Genomic DNA, 17,458 nt, shown 5'->3' with positions numbered 1-17,458 from the left:
GCCATGAGCGACGAGGTCAAGCTCGTTCCCTGTGAACCCGGGCAGCTCAGCCCGGACGAGCTCCGTACCCTGTTCCTGTTCGAGAAACTGACCGACGACCAGCTCGCCTGGATCTCGGAGCACGGCTGCACCATGCACATGCCGGCCGGCGGCACGATCATCCGCGAGGGTGACCCCGCCGAGCTGTTCCTCATCCTGCTCAGCGGCACCATCGAGCTCTCCCGCCGGGTCGGGCAGGACGACGTCCGGGTGAGCCGCACCGAGCAGCGCGGTGTCTACATGGGCGCGACCAACGCCTACCTGCGCGACGACGGCGTCCCGCGCAGCTACATGGCGAGCATGCGGGCGCTCGACGACTCCGACTTCTTCGTGCTCTCGGCGACCGACTTCGGCTCGATGATGCGCGACTGGTTCCCGATGGCGATCCACCTGCTCGAGGGCCTGACGCTGGGCATGCGCAACAGCCAGGCCGCGGTCAGCGAGCGCCAGCGGCTCACCGCGCTCGGCGCGCTCTCGGCCGGGCTCATGCACGAGCTCAACAACCCGGCCGCGGCCGCCTCGCGGGCCACCGCGGCGCTGCGCCAGCGGGTCGCGGGCATGCGGCACAAGCTGGCCATGCTCGCCGCCGGCAAGGTCGACCCGGAGCGGCTGGTCGCGCTGGTCGAGCTCCAGGAGGACGTGATCGAGCGGGCCGCCAAGGCCAAGCCGCTGACCGCGATGGAGACCGCCGACCGCGAGGACGAGCTCGGCGACTGGATGGACGAGCGCGGCGTCACCGGCGGCTGGGACCTGGCGCCCGTCTTCGCCCAGGGCGGGCTCGACATCGAGTGCCTCACGCTGATCGAGGAGCGGGTCGGCTCGCGCGAGCTGCTCGACCAGGCCATCCACTGGATCGGGTACGCGCTCGAGACCGAGCAGCTGATGAGCGACGTCGAGGACTCCACCGGCCGGGTGTCGTCGCTGGTGTCGGCCGCCAAGCAGTACTCGCAGATGGACCGGGCCGCGCACCAGTGGATCGACGTGCACACCGGGCTCGACAGCACGCTGGTCATGCTCAACCACAAGATCGGTGACGGGGTCAAGGTCGTGAAGGACTACGACCGTACGCTCCCGCAGGTGCCGGCCCACCCCGCCGAGCTCAACCAGGTGTGGACCAACCTGATCGACAACGCGGTGCAGGCCATGAACGGCGCCGGCACGCTGACGATCCGCACGTACCGGGAGGACGACCACGTGGTCGTGTCGGTGGGCGACACCGGGCCCGGCGTGCCGGACGAGCTGAAGAAGCGCGTGTTCGAGCCGTTCTTCACCACCAAGCCGGTCGGCGAGGGCACCGGGCTGGGCCTGGACATCTCGTACCGGATCGTGGTCAACGGGCACGGCGGGGACATCAAGCTCGACTCGAAGCCGGGCGACACGAGGTTCCTGGTGCGGCTGCCGCTCACCGAGCCGGCCAGCGCATAGGAAAAGGGCGGGGGCCTCTAGCCCCCGCCCTTTCTCACAGCCTCACAGCAAACCGCGGACGTACGCAGCCTGTCCGGCGTGCTGCGCGTCATCGTCGTACACGCTGACCAGCCGCACCCCCAGCGTCACCGGCGGATCCCAGTTGTCGTCGACCACGCGATCGAGGTCGGCGTCGCTGAGGCCGGCGAGCCAGGCGACCGTACGGTCGTGGACCGCCTGGTAGTAGTCGAGCAGCACCTGCGCGCTCTCCGGAGCGACCGCCGCGACCTGCGCCGCGGTGTGGCCGTACCCCGTCTCGTCCGGGTCCTTGAGCCCGAACCGCGGCGCCCAGCCACCGCTCGCGTAGACCTGCTCGGCGCCCATCACCTCGGCGACGTGGTCGTCCTGCACCCGGGTGAGGTGCCAGACCAGCCAGCCGATCGGGTTGGCCCCCTCGGCCGGCTGCCAACGCAGCTGTTCGGGGGTGAGGTCGTGCACGGCCGTGTGCACCAGCTCGGGGAGGCGGCCGAAGGCCTCGATCAGTACGTCCTTGGAGTCCATCCGCCTACTCTCCCCCGGGCGTGATCTGCTGCTGCTCGACACCGTCCTGCTGCGTGCCGTCCTGCTGCGTGCCGTCCTGCTGGGTGTCGCCGTCCTGCTGGTCGGTGCCGTCGGTGCCGTCCTGCTGGGCCGGGTCCCCGGTGGGCGCCTGGGTGGGCGTCGTGCCGGAATCCGTGCCGCCGGTCTGCTGCGGCTCGGGGGACTCCTCGGTGGCCGTCTCACTGGGCTCGGCACTCGGGCTCGGCGTGCCGGTCGGGTCGTCGCTGGGCTCCGCCGACGGTTCGGTGGACGCCGACTCCGACGGGGTGGCCTTCTCGTCCGTGCCGTTGTCGCCGCGGATCGCCGAGCCGAGCGTGGTGCTCGAGCTCGTCCGGTGACCCACCGCGTCGGCCATGCTGCGGCCGCTGACCAGCTCGAAGGCCGTCAGCGTGCCCATCGCCAGCACGAACAGCGCGCCGGCGACCGCGGCGATCCGGCCCCACCGCACCTCACGCCGGGGGGAGGCCACGGGTGGCTCCTCGGAGGGAACCTCGTGCTCGGCCGCCACCACCGGGGGCGTGCCCACCGCGGCGGGCGCGGTCACGAACGTGCTCTTGATCTTTTCGCTGCCCCGGTTGATCCAGCGCTGGTAGAGCTCGGTGCCGACTGAGCCGACGATGCTGGCCACAGCCGCGCCGACAAGCGTGCCGGCGACGCCTAGGAAGGAACCCACCACCGCGGCGGAGACCGCCGCCAGGGTTCCTGCGATGGTCTTGGGGATGTCGATACCGGACAACATCTTGGCCGGTGCTTGCTCGGTCATGTCCTCCTCTGCCCTGTTGATCCTGTGTCGTGCACGGTTGTTCCTGTCTCGTCAGGTCTTGGCCTTCTCCGTACGGTCGATCGCTAAACCCTTCCGCTGCGCCCACACCTCTCGCAGGGGACGCACCACGATGCCCTCCTCCGCCATGCGCCGCCGGGCCAGCCTGCGGGTTCGCAGGATCCCGGCCACGCCGACGAGCATGAAAAGGTATTGCACGGACATGGCGACCTTGAAGTCGGTGATGTCGTACGTCGCCCGCCCACCGGTACGTGCGTCGAGGATCAAACCGATCAACTCGATCGACAACAGCGACGCGACGAAGCCGCCGACGTTCACGACGCCGGTGGCGGTGCCCAGCCGGTTCGGCGGGTTGAACGTGCGGGCGTAGTCGAAGCCGATCATCGAGCCCGGGCCGCCGAGGCCCAGCGCGACGATCAGCACCACCAGCACCGGCAGCGGTGCGTGCCCCGGCCAGGCGAGCACCAGCCCCCAGCCGCCCGCGTTCGCGGCCACCACGCCCAGCACCAGCCACGAGCGGCGCAGCGGGTGCCGCTGCACCAGCATCCCGATCATCGGCCCGGCCGCCATGCCGACCAGCACGAACAGCGTGAGCAGCGAGCTGGCCGTCTCCTGCGGCAGGCCCTGCCCGGCGATGAGGAACGGGAAGCCCCACATCAGTGCGAACACCGTGCCGGTGAACTGGGTGGTGAAGTGCGTCCACAGGCCGAGCCGGGTGCCCGGGTGCCGCCACGCGTTGCTCAGGTCCTCGCCGACCTGCCGCAGCGTGACCGGCGGGCCGTTGCTGACCCGCTGCTGCGGGCTGTCGTGCAGCGCGGCGAGCGCCGCGAGCGACACGAACACCCCGGCGGCCGCCGCGGCCAGGAACGAGGTGGTCCAGCCGCGGCCGGCGAGCAGGGCCGCCAGCGGCACGGCGGAGAGCACCTGCCCCGCCTGCCCGGCGAGCCCGGTGATCTGGGTGAGGATCGGCACGCGCCGGGCGGGGAACCACTGGGGCACCAGCCGTAGCACGCTGATGAACGTCATCGCGTCGCCGGCGCCGACCAGCACGCGGGCGAGGACCGCGCCGCCGACGTGGTCGGAGGTCGCCATCAGAGCCTGGCCGGCCGCCATGAGGACGCCGCCGGTGACGATCAGCCGCAGCGAGCCGAACCGGTCGAGCAGCAGCCCGACCGGCACCTGCAGGCCGGCGTAGACCAGAAGCTGCAGCACGGCGAACGAGGCGAGCGCTCCGGCGCCGATGCCGAACCGGTGCTGGGCGTCGAGCCCGGCGACGCCGAGCGACGTACGGTGCAGCACTGCGACGATGTACGCGGCCAGAGCGACGGACCAGACCACCCAGGCCCGTGCTGAGGAACGCAGGGGCATGGAGCACCTTTCGATAGCTTTCGGACACGTACTGCGCTCAAGCCTTCTCCGCCCGGCCGATCGTCACAACCGATCGGGGCCCAGACCACACGTGCGTCGGGTCACTGATCGTTTGCGCAGGTCGTCAAGCCGATTTCCGCGATACGGCCGGTTTGTGATCACCATTACCCGGCGGAAGATTCCGGCCCCGCGGGGACTTGTCGCTGAATATGCGCGAAGTAGAACTCTCACCCGGTGAACTCCTGCCCGCGGGCCGACGACTCCGGATAGTCCTCGTGCTCGGGTTCCTCGCCGCGCTGGGTCCCCTCACGATCGACATGTACCTCCCGTCGCTGCCGACGATCACCACCGACCTGCACACCACCGAGGCCGCCGTGCAGCTCACGCTGACCGGCACGCTGCTCGGGCTGGCGCTGGGGCAGCTACTGGTGGGGCCGCTCTCCGACGCGATCGGGCGGCGCGTGCCGCTGCTCGCGGGCGTCGGCGTCCACGTGCTGGCGTCCGTGCTGTGCGTCGTCGCGCCCAACCTGGCCGTGCTCGGCACCCTGCGGGTGCTGCAGGGCCTGGGGGCCGCGGCCGCCTCGGTGGTCGCCATGGCGATCGTGCGCGACCTGTTCAGCGGGCTCGCCGCCGCGAAGCTGTTCTCCCGGCTGATGCTGGTCATCGGCGTGGCGCCGATCCTCGCCCCGACCATCGGCGGCACGGTGCTCAACTGGACCTCGTGGCGCGGCGTGTTCGTGGTGCTGACGCTGGCCTCGATCGCGATCCTCACGGCGACCGCGCTGGTCCTGCCCGAGACGCTGGAGGCCGGACGCCGCCGCAACGGCGGGGTGGGCGGCACGCTGCGCGACTACGGGCGGCTGTTCACCGACCGCACATACGTGGGCCTGATCCTGGTGGCCGGGCTCGCGTTCTCCGCGCTGTTCGCGTACGTCTCGGGTTCCTCCTTCGTGTTCCAGGAGGAGTACGGGATGGACGAGCAGCAGTTCGCGTACGTCTTCGCCGCGGGCGCGATCGGGCTGATCGGCGCCACCCAGTTCAACGTGCGGCTGCTGCGCCGCTGGCAGCCGGTGCAGATCCTGGCCACCGCGCTGGCCGCCGGCTCCGTTTTCGGCGTGGTGCTGCTGGTGTTCGCGCTGACCGGGTTCGGCGGCCTGCCCGGCGTGCTGATCCCGCTCTGGCTGGTGCTCGCCGCCGTCGGCCTGGCGATGCCCAACGCTCCCGCGCTGGCGCTCTCCCGCCACGGCGAGGCGGCCGGAACCGCCGCGGCGCTGCTCGGCGCGGTGCAGTTCGGCGTCGGCGCGCTGGCGGCCCCGGTGGTCGGCGTGCTCGGCAACGGCTCCACCAGCATGGCGATCGTGGTCGCCGGGGGCATGCTCGCCGCGGTCCTGGTGCTGTGGACGGTCGTCCGGCCCCGCACGTTGCCGGTCGAAACGAGCGAGCCGGTGATGGTGGTCGCGCACTAGTCTGCCGGGATGCGCAGTCCCACTCAGCCGGTGCTCGATGCCGGCGACGTCGCCGGCATCGTCCTGGACGGTCTCGGCGTCGCCGTGTCCGGGGGCGAGGAGCTGGGCGGGGGCGGGTTCGCGTCCGTGTGGCGGGTCACCCTGGCCGACGGTCGCGACGTGGTGGTCAAGGTGGGGCCGCCGCGGTGGGCACGGCTGCTCACGTACGAGGCGGGGCTGATCGCCGCCGAGGCCGAGTACTTCACGCTCGTACGGGAAAAGGCGCCCGTGCCCGAGGTGCTGGCGCTCGGCGACAACTGGATCATCACGTCGTTCCTGCCCGGGCGCCCGCTGACGGCCGGCGACGCACCCGCGGCCCGGCGGCAGCTGGGCGCCGCGGTCGCGCGCATCCACACCCTGACCGGTCCGCGCTTCGGCTACACCGGCGACCGCCCGTCCGGGCCCGACTGGCCGTCGGCCTTCCACGCGATGATCGAGGCGCTGCGGGCCGACGCGGCCGTGTGGCAGGTGCCTCTGCCGCCGCTCGACGGGCTGGTCGCGCGGCATCACGCCGTCCTGGCCTCGGTCACCCGGCCCGCGCTGCTGCACTTCGACCTGTGGGACGGCAACGTGCTCGTCGCCGCCGACGGGTCGCTCGGCGGGGTGGTCGACGGCGAGCGCTACCTGTACGGCGATCCGCTGCTCGACCTGGTGTCGCCGGCGCTGTTCCGCCGCATCGAGGACGAGCCCGGCCACCCGTTCCTGGCCGGCTACCGCGCCGGCCCGTTCGACGGGTCCGCCCTGACCCGGCTGGCGCTGTACCGGGTGCACCTCTACGTGCTGATGCTCGCGGAGGGTCCCAGCCGCGGCATCGCGCTGACCGACGGCCGCCAGCAGCATGTGACCGCGCTGCTCGAGGCCGAGCTGGCCACGCTGACCTGACCCGGGTCGCCCCGGCTTCGTCACGTCCGATCAGCACCGTGTCGTTGTCGCGCGAAGATAGGCTGACGTCGAAGCGTGGTCGGCCCTCGGGAGGCGTTCGGTGCGGGAGACTGCTGTCAGCGCGGCGGAGTTCGTCGTCGCGCTGGCCCGGGATGTCAGTGCGCGGCTCGCCCCCGACGAGTCCGGCGTCTTCGACCAGGTGGCGCAGGCGTGGCTGACCGGGCCGCACGGGTGGGTGCCGGGCGGGGTCGGGCTGGGGTTCGACGACGCGATGCTCAGCTCGGTCATCCTCGAGGTGATCTCCGCGGCGGTCGGCGGCGCACTGGGCATCGGCGCCGAAGTGGTCCGCGCCCGGATGAAGAAGCGCCGCAGGGCCGGGGAGAACGCGCGGGAGCTGGTCGAGGCGACGCTGCCCGCGGTCGACGGGCGGATCGTCGTCACGGAGGCGCAGGCCGAGCGGCTGCGCGAGGCGGCCCGCGAGCACGGCGCCGCGCTCGGGCTCGACGAGCAGTCCGCCGACCTGCTGGCCGACGCTCTGGTCGGCGCGGTCCACGTGCCCGAGGACGAGGACGAGGACGAGGACCCGCGGCCGGGCGGTGGTGACGCACGGTGAACCTCGGAGCGCGCGGCCGCACGGTTGGGGCAGCCGGGGCAGACGGGCGAGGGCTCGGGGGCAAAACGAGCTTAAAGCGACCTTAAAGATCAACCCGGGGTGGGCGGATCGCCGGTGGGCCTGCCGAGGATGGGCTGGCTCGCTCACTACGGAGGCTTCACCTGATGCGTCGCAAGAGAACGTTCGTCCTGTCCGCCGTGGCCGCGGTGGTCGTGGGGGCCACCACCTGGATCGCCCTGCCGGCGTCGGCGGCCGCGCCCACCGCCACGGTGCGGACGGTCTCCGACTGGGGCTCGGGCCGGCAGAGCGAGGTGACGATCAAGAACACCGGCGCTAATGCGATGAGCTCCTGGAAGGTGGAGTTCGACCTGCCCGCGGGTGGCACGGTCGGCAGCTTCTGGGACGCGGACATGGTCGCCGCGGGCAGTCACCGTACGTTCTCGAACCGGCCCTGGAACGGCAGCGTTCCGGTCGGCGGGACCGTCACGTTCGGTTTCGTCGGCGGAGGGGGCAAGCCGGGCAACTGCAAGCTCAACGGCGTCCCCTGCAGCGGGGGAGAGGCGACGGTCGCGCCGGCCGTGACGGCCACGACCAAGGTGCCGACGGCCGTGCCCACAAAGGTGCCCACGGCCGTGCCCACGAGCAAGCCGACGACGAACCCGCCCGCTCCGGCCCCCACGACGACCCGCCCGGCGGCCCCCGTCGAGGTGCCGCCCGCGAGCAACGTGCTGCCGGTGACGGTCACCAACAACACCGGCCGTAACGACAACGTCTTCCTGTACGTGCTGGGCGTGAACCTGACGACGGGCAAGCTCGGCTACGTCGACGCGGGCGGCGCGTTCACCGCGTGGACCGGCGGCGCGGCGGTGCCCGTACCGGCCCCGGACGTGTCGATCCCCGGACCGGCCAACGGCGGCAGCACCACCCTGAGGCTGCCGAAGAACCTGTCCGGCCGGCTCTACATGTCGTTCGGCAAGAAGCTCGACTTCCGGCTGAGCACCGACGGCCTGGTGCAGCCGGCGCCGTGGGCGGGCGGCGACCCCAACCACGACATCCTGTTCGACTGGAGCGAGTTCACGCTCAACGACTCGGGGCTGTGGCTCAACAGCTCCCAGGTGGACATGTTCGCGGTGCCGCACGTCGTGAGCGTCACTGGCGGCAACGGCGCCACCAGCCGGACCGGTGAGGTCAAGGCGGGCGGACGGCAGCGGGTCATCGACGCGGTCAAGGCGTCGCCGGACTTCGCGAAGAGCGTGGTCACCCGGGCCGACGGCACGGTGCTGCGGGTGCTGGCCCCGGGCAAGGCGGCCGACGCGGGGCTGATGAGCCCGACGTACCTGGACCCGTACATCAGCAGCGCCTGGAACGCGTACGCCACCAAGACGCTGACCGTCGTGCCGTTCACCGACCAGCCGAACACGAAGTACCTGGGCCGTACGTCGGGCAACGTCATGAACTTCACCGACGGCAGCGGCAAGACGGTCGCGTCGTTCACCAAGCCGACGACCGCGAACGTGTGGGGCTGCGACGGCGCGCTCGGTGCGCCCAACGACCTGGTGGTCGGCCCGATCGCCCGCACCCTCTGCGCGGCCCTGACCCGTACGACCCTGGGCCGGCTCGACACCCAGCCCAGCGGCACGGCGGCCGACTTCTACCAGGGCAACCCGGCCAACCTGTACGCCAAGGTGATCCACGAGAACATGGTGGACGGCAAGGCGTACGCGTTCGCCTTCGACGACGTGCAGAACCAGGAGTCGCTGGTGCACAGCGGGGACCCGCGGACCGCCGGCATCACGATGACGCCGTTCTAGCCGCCCGGGCTGTTCTGCGCGAACTCACCGGTAACAGAAGGCTCCGGCGATTCGATACAGTCGCCGGGTGCCTCAGACGGGAGCGCCGGCCGAGCCGCAGGGGGAGGGGACCCCGCGGCGGCCGGCGCTTCCGGCCTTACCCCGATGGGCGTTGACCGGGGGGCTCGCCGTCGTGCTGGTGGCCTGCCTCGGGGCGGCGCTCGCGCAGATCCTCGGCGGCGACGATTCCGGCACGACCGCCGGCTGGGCCGAAGGACAGCCGTCCTCGCGTCCCAGCGCAGCCGTGCAGGCCGGACCGCGAGCCAGCCGGACGCCGGTGCGCGTCAGCGACGATCTGAGCCGCGTCTGCGAGGGCTGGTACTACCCGGCCTCGCCCCGCTACTCCGGCCGGGGGCCGCACCCGATCAGCATCGGCGTCAGCGACCAGCCCGAGCCCGTCACCCACCGCATCAAGGCGGCGCTCGACGTGCCGCACAACCTGGGCGCCGACACCCGCGAGGCCTGGATGCCCAGCGATCCCGCCAAGTCCGAACTGGTCGCCTGCCTGACGCTGACCAGGACCACCGACGTCGTGAAGACCTGCGGCAAGGTCACGTTGAAGCGGGGTGTCCACGCGCTCGCGGTCTACGAGGTGGCGACCGGCCGCAAGCTGGCGCAGCGGCAGATCAACGGCGACGTGGTGCGGTGCCCGAACGTCATCCCGCTCGGGTCCGGCGACACGATCGCCACGACCGTCTCCGATCGCTATCTATATCTGCTGCTCAACGAGTACGTCACCAAGTAGGGGCCGGTTCGGCTTTGCAGATGGTGCACATGGATCTTCTGGTGCGCCATCGGGCGTTCGAAGTTGTCGTACGGGTGTTCGATACTCGCTCCCGTGTTGGCAGAGGTGCAGCAACTCAGCGAGGACGCGGCGAAGCTCGCCGCGGCCGCGCTGTGGACGCTCGCCGACGGGGAGATCGTCGACTGCCTGCAGACGGCGTACCGGGTGGAGCAGGCGGCCGCCGCCCTGCAGATGCGGCTGGTGCAGCAGGCCGACAGCCGAGGGCTGCCCGCCGCGCAGGGTCACCGCACCACTGCAGGCTGGCTGCGGTCGCGGCTGCTGCTCGATCCGCTGCCCGCGCGGGAGCTAGCCGAACGCGCCGAGGCGCTACGCAGGCGGCCGGTGGTGGAACAGGCGCTGCTCGACGGCCACGTCGACGGGCGCCAGGCCTCGGTGATCGCGAACGTCGTCGAGGAGCTGCCGGACGACCTGCCCGACGTGGGCCCGGCCGAGACGGCCCGGATCGTGGAGCAGGCGGAGAACACGCTGATCGAGATGGCCGCCCGGCTGTCCGCCAACCAGCTGCGCCGGGTCGGCGACCGCATCCTCGCCCACGTCGCCCCCGAGATCGCGGAGCGCGCCGACGAGGCTGCGCTGGCGCGTCAGGAGGCCCGTGCCCACCAGGCGCGCGGCTTCACGCTGTCCTACCCGGTCAACGGGCAGGTGCGCCTGTCGGGGACGCTGGGCCTCGAGGACGCCGCCGTCGTGCATGCCGCCCTGCAGCCACTGTGCGCCCCTACCCCCGACGACCAACGCCGCCCCGCTCAGCGCCGGGCCGACGCCCTGGTCGACGTCTGCCGGCTCGCGCTGCGCACCGGTGAGCTGCCCGAGTCCGGTGGCGAAGCGCCGCAGCTGGCGGTGACCGTCGCGTACGACCCGCTCACGCAGACATTGGGCGGCGCCACCACCGACACCGGCCAGCGGCTGTCGGGCGACACCGCCCGCCGGCTCGCGTGCGACGCCCGCCTGCTGCCCGCGGTCCTCGGCGGCGCGGGGCAGATCCTCGACGTCGGCCGCACCAACCGGCTCGTCACCGGCCCCCTGCGCCGGGCGCTGACCCTGCGCGACCGCGGGTGCGCGTTCCCCGACTGCGACCGCCCGCCGCGCTGGACGGACGCGCACCACATCACCGCCTGGACCGCCGGCGGGCGGACGTGCCTGGACAACCTCGTGCTGCTCTGCCGCCACCACCACCGGCTGATCCACCAGCCCGCCGCGGGCTGGCAGATCCGCCTCGGCGCCGACCGGCAACCCGACTTCATCCCGCCGCCGAGCGTCGACCCGGGCCGGCGACCCCGCCGCAACCTCTACCACCCGCGGCGGTAGGCCGGCCCGGACAGGTTGCCGCCGGCCGCGTCACAGGTACGTGGTCAGCCAGTCCACCGTCTCGCGCAGATAGTCGGCGCGCGACGACCGGTTCAGCAGTTCGTGCCCCTCGCCGGGGAAGAGCAGATACCGGTGCGGCACGCCCCGCTCGGCCAGCGCGGCGACGACCTGCTCGGCCTCGATCACGGGCACGTTGCTGTCGTTCTCGCCGTGCACGACCATCAGCGGCGTCCGCAGCCGGTCGATCCGGGTGATCGGGGACAGGTCGGCGAGCAGCTCCCGGTCGGCGACCGGGTCGCCGTACTTGGAGACGGCCGCCGCGGCGATCCACGGCTCGGTGTGCTCGTAGAAGGTGGCGAAGTTGGACATGCCGCACACGTCGATGCCGACCGCGAACAGGTCGGGGAAGGTGGTGAGCGCCGCGAGCGTCAGATACCCGCCGTACGAGCGGCCCATGATGCCCAGCCGGGAGGAGATGCCCGACTCGACGAGGTAGGACGCGCAGCTGCGGACGTCCTCGATCGCGGCGTAGCGCAGCGCCAGGTTGTCGGCGTTGACGAAGCTGCGGCCGAAGCCGGACGACCCGCGCACGTTGGGCGCGAACACGGCGATGCCGCGGTCGGTCAGTGACTGGAACAGCGGGCCGTGCCCCGGCCGTTCCTGCGCCTCGGGTCCACCGTGGAACCACAACACGGTCGGGTGCGGGCCGGGGGTCGGCGGCCGGAACAGCCACCCGGTCAGCGTGAGCCCGTCGTGCGCGGCGAACGTCTCGAGCGTGGGGCGCACCGCGCCCGGCGCGGCGGGGTCGGCCGCGACCGCCTCGATGCCGGCGGCCGTGGACACCCAGACGCCGTGCGGCTGGCCGGGACCCTCGGCGGTGAAGGCCAGCGCCGAACCGTCGTGACACCACGCGAGGCCGCTGACGACCGAGCCGGGGAGCGGGCTCAGCTTGCGCCGGGCGCCCGAGTCGAGGTCGAGCAGCGTGACGTCCGACTCGCCGCCGCGCACGTTCCACAGCACCGCGGCCGTACGCCCGTCCGCGGTGACGGTGAACGACTCGACCTCATCGGTCTCGGAGGAGGCGAGGACGTCCACGGCGCCCTTGACCACGCGGATGAGCACCGGCAGCTCGCCGGACTCGCTGCGGGCGTACACCGTCGTGCCGTCCGCCCCGAAGACCGCCTGTTCGCCCGCGGTGACGAACTCGTCGACGCCGGTGAGCAGGTCGCGCACGACGATGTGCCGGTCGCCGCGCGGGCCGATGCGCAGCAGCGCGCGGTCGCGGCCGGGCGACACGTCGAGCAGCGAGATCAGTTCGCCGCGGGCCACGATCGAGCGGTCGCCGGTGACCGGGTCGATCAGTAGCGCGGTGCTCAGGTTCTCGGTGAGCGCGAGCAGCGACCGGCCCGGCAGCCAGCGCATGTTGTCGGCGGTGTCTGCGCCGAAGCCCGCGACCTGGTGCAGCTCGGAGCCGTCCGGGCGCACCAGCCACACCTCGTGGCGGGGCGCGCCGCCCGGCGCCACCAGGCAGGCCAGCCAGCCGCCGCCGCTCGACCACTGCACGGCGGCGACCGGCGCCTCGCCGGTGTCGACCAGGAACGTCAGGTCGCTGCCGACCGGCTGCACCCACACCTGGGGCCGGCCGCTGCGGTCGGAGACGTACGCGGCGTGGCGGCCGTCCGGCGACAACGCCGGCGACCAGCTTCCGGAGACCTCGGAGGGGAAGGTGCCCGTATCCCGATTCGTCCAGCCGATCGGCAAGACGGTGACATCGACACGGTTGAACTGACCGGTCATACGGGTCCTCCCTCGATAGCTAGATCCCCTTGTCCTGCAACCACATCTCCAGCAGCGCGAGCTGCCAGAGCTGGTTCGCGCCGAGCGTGGTGCGCGGCGTGTTCGGGTCGGCCAGCAGGAAGTCGACGTACTCCTGCCGGAACAGCCCTCGTTGGCGCGCGGCGGGCGCCGTGAGCGCGTCGCGAACCTTGTCGAGCATCGTTCCCTCGAGGTGCCGGATGCCGGGAACCGGGAAGTATCCCTTGGTCCGGTCGATCACCTCGTCGGGCACGACGCCGCGGGCGGCCTCCTTGAGCACCCCCTTGCCGCCGTGCGCCAGTTTCAGAGCGGGCGGGCAGGCCGCGGCCAGCTCCACCAACTCGTGGTCGAGGAACGGTACGCGAGCTTCGAGGCCCCACGCCATAGTCATGTTGTCGACCCGCTTGACCGGATCGTCGACCAGCATCACCTGGGAGTCCAGCCGCAACGCCGCGTCCACCGCTGTCTCGGCGCCGGGCCGGCCGAAGCTCGCGGCGACGAAGTCCCGGCTGACGTCCGCGTCGACCAGCCACTCGGGGTTGAGCTGCTGGGCGAGGCGGCTGTGCGGGCGGTCGAAGAACTCCTTCGCGTACGCGTCCACGGCCCCGTCGAGGGGCACGTCCGCGAGCGGCGGGTACCAGCTGTAGCCCGCCAGGATCTCGTCCGCGCCCTGGCCCGATTGTACGACCTTGACGTGCTTTGACACGTCTTCACTCAGAAGGTTGAACGCGATGCAGTCGTGCGAAACCATCGGCTCGCTCATCGCGGCGACCGTACGGTCGACGGCCGGCAGGAACCTGTCCCGGCCGATCCGGATCTGGTGGTGCACGGTGTCGAACTGCTTGGCCACGATGTCCGAGTACGCGAACTCGTCGCCGGTCTCGCCGCCGGCCGCCTCGAACCCGATGCTGAACGTGGTGAGGCCGCGCTGCCCCTGCTCGGCGAGCAGCGCCACGATGTAGCTGGAGTCGATGCCGCCCGAGAGCAGCACGCCGACCGGCACGTCCGCGACCATCCGGCGCTCCACCGCGAGCTTGAGCTTCTCGTGCACCAGCTCGGGCCACTCCGCGTCCGCGATGTCCGGCCGGCGGGTGAACGAGGCCTCCCAGTACACGTGCTCGGACGAGGTGCCGTCGGTGCGGATGACCCGCACGGTGGCCGGTGGCAGCTTCCGGACGCCGTTGATGATCGTGCGCGGGGCCGGCACGACCGAGTGGAACGTCATGTAGTGCTGCAGCGCCACCCGGTCGATCGACTTGTCCACGTCGCCCGCGGCGAGCAGCGCGGGCAGCGTCGACGCGAAGCGCACCCGCCCGGGCGTCTCGGCCAGGTAGAGCGGCTTGATGCCGAGCCGGTCGCGGGCCATCGTCACCGTGCCGGTGTCGTGCTCGACGATCACGAACGCGAACATGCCGAGGAAGTGCTGCACGCAGTCGGCGCCCCAGCGGTGGTACGCCTTGATGATGACCTCGGTGTCCGACGTGGAGAAGAACCGGTAGCCGTACCCCTGGAGCTCCTCGCGCAGCTGCTTGTAGTTGTAGACGCAGCCGTTGAACACCATGGACAGGCCCAGCTCGTCGTCGGTCATCGGCTGGCCGCCGGCCTCGGACAGGTCGATGATCTTCAGGCGGCGGTGGCCCAGGGCGACCGGGCCGCGGGACCACAGCCCCTCGCCGTCCGGGCCGCGCGACTCCAGGCAGGGCAGCATGCGGCGGACGGCCTCGGTGTCCGCCGGCCGTCCGTCGTACCGCAGTTCGCCCGCGATTCCGCACATGATTGTTCGAACCTCCCTGTCGTCGGTTTCGATCGGGTAACCGCGCCGTAACGCTCTTGTCCTGGCTGGAATCAGCTCAGCAGCCAGGTGTCCTTGGAACCGCCGCCGCGCGACGAGTTGACGATCATCGAGCCGGCCGGCGCGACCCGGGTGAGCGCGGCCGGGGCGACCACCGACTCCGTACCGGTGAAGACGAACGCGCGCAGGTCGACGTGGCGCGGCGTGAGCTGGTGGCCGTCGAAGACCGGCGCGGTCGACAGCTGGACGACCTCCTGCGCCACCCACCGGTGCGGGGCGGTGCGGATCTGCCGCCGTACGGCCGCCAGGTCCTCCGGCGTCGCGTGCGGGCCGATCACGATGCGGTCGCCGCCGTAGCCGTCCACCGGCTTGCAGACCAGCTGGTCGAGCCGGTCGAGCACCTCGGCGCGCTGCTCGGGGATCCCGCACAGATAGGTGGGCACGTCGGCGAGCAGCGGCTTCTCGCCCAGGTAGTACTCGATCAGCTTGGGCACGTACGCGTACACGGCCTTGTCGTCGCCGATGCCGTTGCCGAGCGCGTTGGCCAGCACCACCGTGTCGGCGTGCAGCGCGGTGACCAGGTTGGGCCCCAGCGGCATCCCGTCGGCGCCGGGGGAGTGCACCAGGCTGTCCTCGCCCATCCGCAGGTAGATCACGTCGACCGGGTGGCGCTTGCCGTCGCGCAGCCGGTACACCCGGTCGCCGTCGACGAACAGCTCGGTGCTGCGCACCACCGGCACGCCCATCTCCTCGGCGAGCATCCGGTGCTCGAACCACGCCGAGTCGTCAGGGCCCTGGCTGAGCACCACGATCCGCGGGTCGTCGCCGGCGGCCGGGCGCGCCGCGTCGAGCAGCGCGCGCTTGAGCAGCTCGGGCGTGCGCTCGACCGGGATGAGCCCGGCCGGTTCGGGCAGCTCCGGCAGCACGGCCTCGGTGAGGCGCCGGTTCTGCATGGCGTACGCGATGCCGGACGGGACGCGCAGGTTGTCCTCGAGCACGCACCACCTGCCGTCGGCGTCGCGCACCAGGTCGACGCCGGCCACCTGCGCCCGTACGCCCTCGTGGGCGACCAGGGCGCCGCTGGGCCGCAGCTCCGGCGACCCGTCGATCACCCACTCGGGCACGATGCCGTCGCGGACCACCTCGCGCTCGCCGTACACGTCCCGGATGAACAGGTCGAGCGCGCGCACCCGCTGCACCAGCCCGCCTGCCAGCGACGACCAGTCCCGGGCGGGCACGACGCGCGGCACCAGGTCGAACGGGAACAGCCGGGTCGCGGCCTCGCCGGCCACGCTGAACGTGATGCCGCGCTGGCGCTGCTCGTCGTCGCGAGCGTCCTCGCGGCGGCGCAGACCGGCCGAGCCGAGCGCCGTCAGGACGTTGACGATCCCCGCGTACGCCGGTGTGGTCTCGCCGTCCGGGAAGGCCTCGTCGCCGGCCCGGGCGTACGGGAACAGGCCGCCCGGAACCGTCTGCCCCTCGGGGCCGATGCCCGTCGCGCCGCCGCGCGTGTCGGCCACGACCAGGTCGACCACGTCGCTGATGCGGCCGCGCCGCGCCATGGCCCGGCGCTGGCGGGCGGCCGAGCTGCCCCGGCTGAGCGCCCGCACCGACAGGTCGAACACCTGCTCCCAGTCGCCCAGCTCCTCCAACTGCGGGCGCAGGTCGCCGACGAGCCGCTCCACGGCGACCGCGGCGGGCACGGGCTCCGGCGAGCGGGGAAGGTCGAGGAGGTCGCCCTCGAGGCCCGAGCGGGCGGCGCGCCACATCGCGGCCCGGTGCAGCGGCGGCCGGGTGGGCACGTGCGGGCGGCCGGCGCGGTGGTCCTGCTGGGCGCGCAGCACCAGACCGCGGAACAGGCCCGCGAGCAGCACGACCGTGTCGACGTCCGGGCTGGAGTCGGTGACGCGCAGCTCCACGGTCGGCAGGTGGGCCGAGGGCCGTACGTCGAAGTAGACCATCTTGGGATCGGTGATGGTGCCCGACGAGATGAGGTCGCCGACCAGCGCGTCGAACTCCGCGGCGCTGCTCAGCGCGCCCGGGTCGCCGGCGGTGGGCCAGCGCATCCAGACCAGCGAGCGCACGCTGGCGTAGCCGGAGTCCTCACCCATCCAGTACGGCGAGGAGGTGCTCAGCGCGAGCAGCGTGGGCAGCGCCGACGCGACCCGCTGGGCGACCGCGACGGCCTCGTCGCGGTCGGGGACGCCGACGTGCACCTGGGCGCCGCAGATGAGCTGCTCGCGCGCCAGCAGCTGGTAGTCGTCCAGCATGCGCCGGTAGCGCGAGGTGGGGGTCACGGGCAGCGATTCGAGGTCGACCAGCGGCACCGTGCCGGCGGCCACCAGGCCGAGCCCGAGCGACTCCGCGACGGTGATCGCGGTGCGCCGCCGCTCGACGATGGCGTCGCGCAGGCCGTCCAGCGTGCCCGCCACCGGTGTGTTGGTCTCGACCACCGAGCGATGCAGCTCGGCCGAGAAGTGCTGCGGATCCAGCTGGTCGAGGATCTCCTGCGCCCTGGGCACCAACTCCCTGGTCGTCAGATCGACGACGTGCAACTCCTCCTCGACGCCGAGGTCGAGACCGTTGCTCGCCGTAGCACCGTCCGACGTGACGCTCAGAGACTCCGTCATGGGACCGCCCTCCTCATGGCCCGAACTGCCTTGTCGGAGCCTTGCCATCGCATGTGCCGAACCTGTCAC

The 17,458-nt window shown here is 72.2% G+C and carries 13 protein-coding genes; 7 read left to right on the top strand and 6 right to left on the bottom strand.

Annotated elements, in window-relative coordinates; all coding sequences use genetic code 11:
- Window positions 1-3 precede the first annotated feature (3 nt).
- Window positions 4-1,464 carry an ATP-binding protein gene (locus tag ACSNN8_RS03925; protein WP_436647008.1) on the top strand — a complete coding sequence of 487 codons (1,461 nt, stop codon included), beginning with the start codon at window positions 4-6 and terminating at the stop codon, window positions 1,462-1,464.
- A 42-nt stretch (window positions 1,465-1,506) separates the two neighbouring features.
- Here the strand turns inward: ACSNN8_RS03925 and ACSNN8_RS03920 are convergent, their stop codons facing one another.
- Genes ACSNN8_RS03920 through ACSNN8_RS03910 form a run of 3 tightly spaced genes read right to left on the bottom strand, consistent with a single transcriptional unit; the run spans window position 1,507 to window position 4,192 of the window.
- A complete protein-coding gene (locus ACSNN8_RS03920; RefSeq protein ID WP_436647007.1) occupies window positions 1,507-2,004 on the bottom strand; it encodes a mycothiol transferase in 498 nt (165 codons plus the stop codon).
- A 4-nt stretch (window positions 2,005-2,008) separates the two neighbouring features.
- Window positions 2,009-2,806 (bottom strand): hypothetical protein, encoded by a 798-nt coding sequence (locus tag ACSNN8_RS03915; RefSeq protein ID WP_436647006.1) that lies wholly within the window; start codon window positions 2,804-2,806, stop codon window positions 2,009-2,011.
- 51 nt (window positions 2,807-2,857) lie between these two features.
- Entirely contained in the window at window positions 2,858-4,192 is a 1,335-nt protein-coding gene (locus ACSNN8_RS03910) for an MFS transporter (protein ID WP_436647005.1), read from the bottom strand.
- Window positions 4,193-4,401: 209 nt separating this feature from the next.
- On the opposite strand from ACSNN8_RS03910, the gene ACSNN8_RS03905 reads away from it, so the two are divergent.
- The 6 genes from ACSNN8_RS03905 to ACSNN8_RS03880 all read left to right on the top strand — a co-directional run bounded on the left by ACSNN8_RS03905 (window position 4,402) and on the right by ACSNN8_RS03880 (window position 11,152).
- Entirely contained in the window at window positions 4,402-5,658 is a 1,257-nt protein-coding gene (locus ACSNN8_RS03905) for a multidrug effflux MFS transporter (RefSeq protein ID WP_436647004.1), read from the top strand.
- 9 nt (window positions 5,659-5,667) lie between these two features.
- On the top strand, window positions 5,668-6,579 hold the full coding sequence (locus tag ACSNN8_RS03900) for a phosphotransferase (protein WP_436647003.1): 912 nt from the start codon (window positions 5,668-5,670) through the stop codon (window positions 6,577-6,579).
- 100 nt (window positions 6,580-6,679) lie between these two features.
- Complete coding sequence (locus tag ACSNN8_RS03895) at window positions 6,680-7,192, top strand: hypothetical protein (protein ID WP_436647002.1); 513 nt, start codon at window positions 6,680-6,682, stop codon at window positions 7,190-7,192.
- A 164-nt stretch (window positions 7,193-7,356) separates the two neighbouring features.
- A complete protein-coding gene (locus ACSNN8_RS03890; protein ID WP_436647001.1) occupies window positions 7,357-9,003 on the top strand; it encodes a beta-1,3-glucanase family protein in 1,647 nt (548 codons plus the stop codon).
- Between the two features lie 67 nt (window positions 9,004-9,070).
- Window positions 9,071-9,787: a hypothetical protein gene (locus ACSNN8_RS03885; protein ID WP_436647000.1), complete on the top strand. Its 717-nt coding sequence runs from the start codon at window positions 9,071-9,073 to the stop codon at window positions 9,785-9,787.
- Window positions 9,788-9,880: 93 nt separating this feature from the next.
- The gene (locus ACSNN8_RS03880) at window positions 9,881-11,152 is read left to right on the top strand and encodes a DUF222 domain-containing protein (RefSeq protein WP_436646999.1); all 1,272 of its coding nucleotides are present in this window, start codon (window positions 9,881-9,883) and stop codon (window positions 11,150-11,152) included.
- A gap of 30 nt (window positions 11,153-11,182) precedes the next feature.
- On the opposite strand, the gene ACSNN8_RS03875 is transcribed toward ACSNN8_RS03880, so the two are convergent.
- The 3 genes from ACSNN8_RS03875 to ACSNN8_RS03865 all read right to left on the bottom strand — a co-directional run bounded on the left by ACSNN8_RS03875 (window position 11,183) and on the right by ACSNN8_RS03865 (window position 17,389).
- Entirely contained in the window at window positions 11,183-12,949 is a 1,767-nt protein-coding gene (locus tag ACSNN8_RS03875; protein WP_436646998.1) for a S9 family peptidase, read from the bottom strand.
- 19 nt (window positions 12,950-12,968) lie between these two features.
- Window positions 12,969-14,741: an N-acetylglutaminylglutamine amidotransferase gene (locus tag ACSNN8_RS03870; protein WP_436646997.1), complete on the bottom strand. Its 1,773-nt coding sequence runs from the start codon at window positions 14,739-14,741 to the stop codon at window positions 12,969-12,971.
- A gap of 71 nt (window positions 14,742-14,812) precedes the next feature.
- Window positions 14,813-17,389, bottom strand: a complete 2,577-nt coding sequence (locus tag ACSNN8_RS03865; RefSeq protein ID WP_436646996.1) for a glutamate--cysteine ligase — start codon at window positions 17,387-17,389, stop codon at window positions 14,813-14,815.
- Window positions 17,390-17,458 lie beyond the last annotated feature (69 nt).

Source organism: Actinoplanes sp. URMC 104 (assembly GCF_051386375.1).
Classification (GTDB): domain Bacteria; phylum Actinomycetota; class Actinomycetes; order Mycobacteriales; family Micromonosporaceae; genus Actinoplanes.
This window is presented reverse-complemented; position numbering and strand designations above follow the sequence as displayed.

Bases quoted from the DNA above. Each gene is read 5' to 3' on its own strand.
- ACSNN8_RS03925 (WP_436647008.1), top strand. From the start codon at position 4: ATGAGCGACGAGGTCAAGCTCGTTCCCTGTGAACCCGGGCAGCTCAGC.
- ACSNN8_RS03920 (WP_436647007.1), bottom strand. From the start codon at position 2,004: ATGGACTCCAAGGACGTACTGATCGAGGCCTTCGGCCGCCTCCCCGAG.
- ACSNN8_RS03915 (WP_436647006.1), bottom strand. From the start codon at position 2,806: ATGACCGAGCAAGCACCGGCCAAGATGTTGTCCGGTATCGACATCCCC.
- ACSNN8_RS03910 (WP_436647005.1), bottom strand. From the start codon at position 4,192: ATGCCCCTGCGTTCCTCAGCACGGGCCTGGGTGGTCTGGTCCGTCGCT.
- ACSNN8_RS03905 (WP_436647004.1), top strand. From the start codon at position 4,402: ATGCGCGAAGTAGAACTCTCACCCGGTGAACTCCTGCCCGCGGGCCGA.
- ACSNN8_RS03900 (WP_436647003.1), top strand. From the start codon at position 5,668: ATGCGCAGTCCCACTCAGCCGGTGCTCGATGCCGGCGACGTCGCCGGC.
- ACSNN8_RS03890 (WP_436647001.1), top strand. From the start codon at position 7,357: ATGCGTCGCAAGAGAACGTTCGTCCTGTCCGCCGTGGCCGCGGTGGTC.
- ACSNN8_RS03875 (WP_436646998.1), bottom strand. From the start codon at position 12,949: ATGACCGGTCAGTTCAACCGTGTCGATGTCACCGTCTTGCCGATCGGC.
- ACSNN8_RS03870 (WP_436646997.1), bottom strand. From the start codon at position 14,741: ATGTGCGGAATCGCGGGCGAACTGCGGTACGACGGACGGCCGGCGGAC.
- ACSNN8_RS03865 (WP_436646996.1), bottom strand. From the start codon at position 17,389: ATGACGGAGTCTCTGAGCGTCACGTCGGACGGTGCTACGGCGAGCAAC.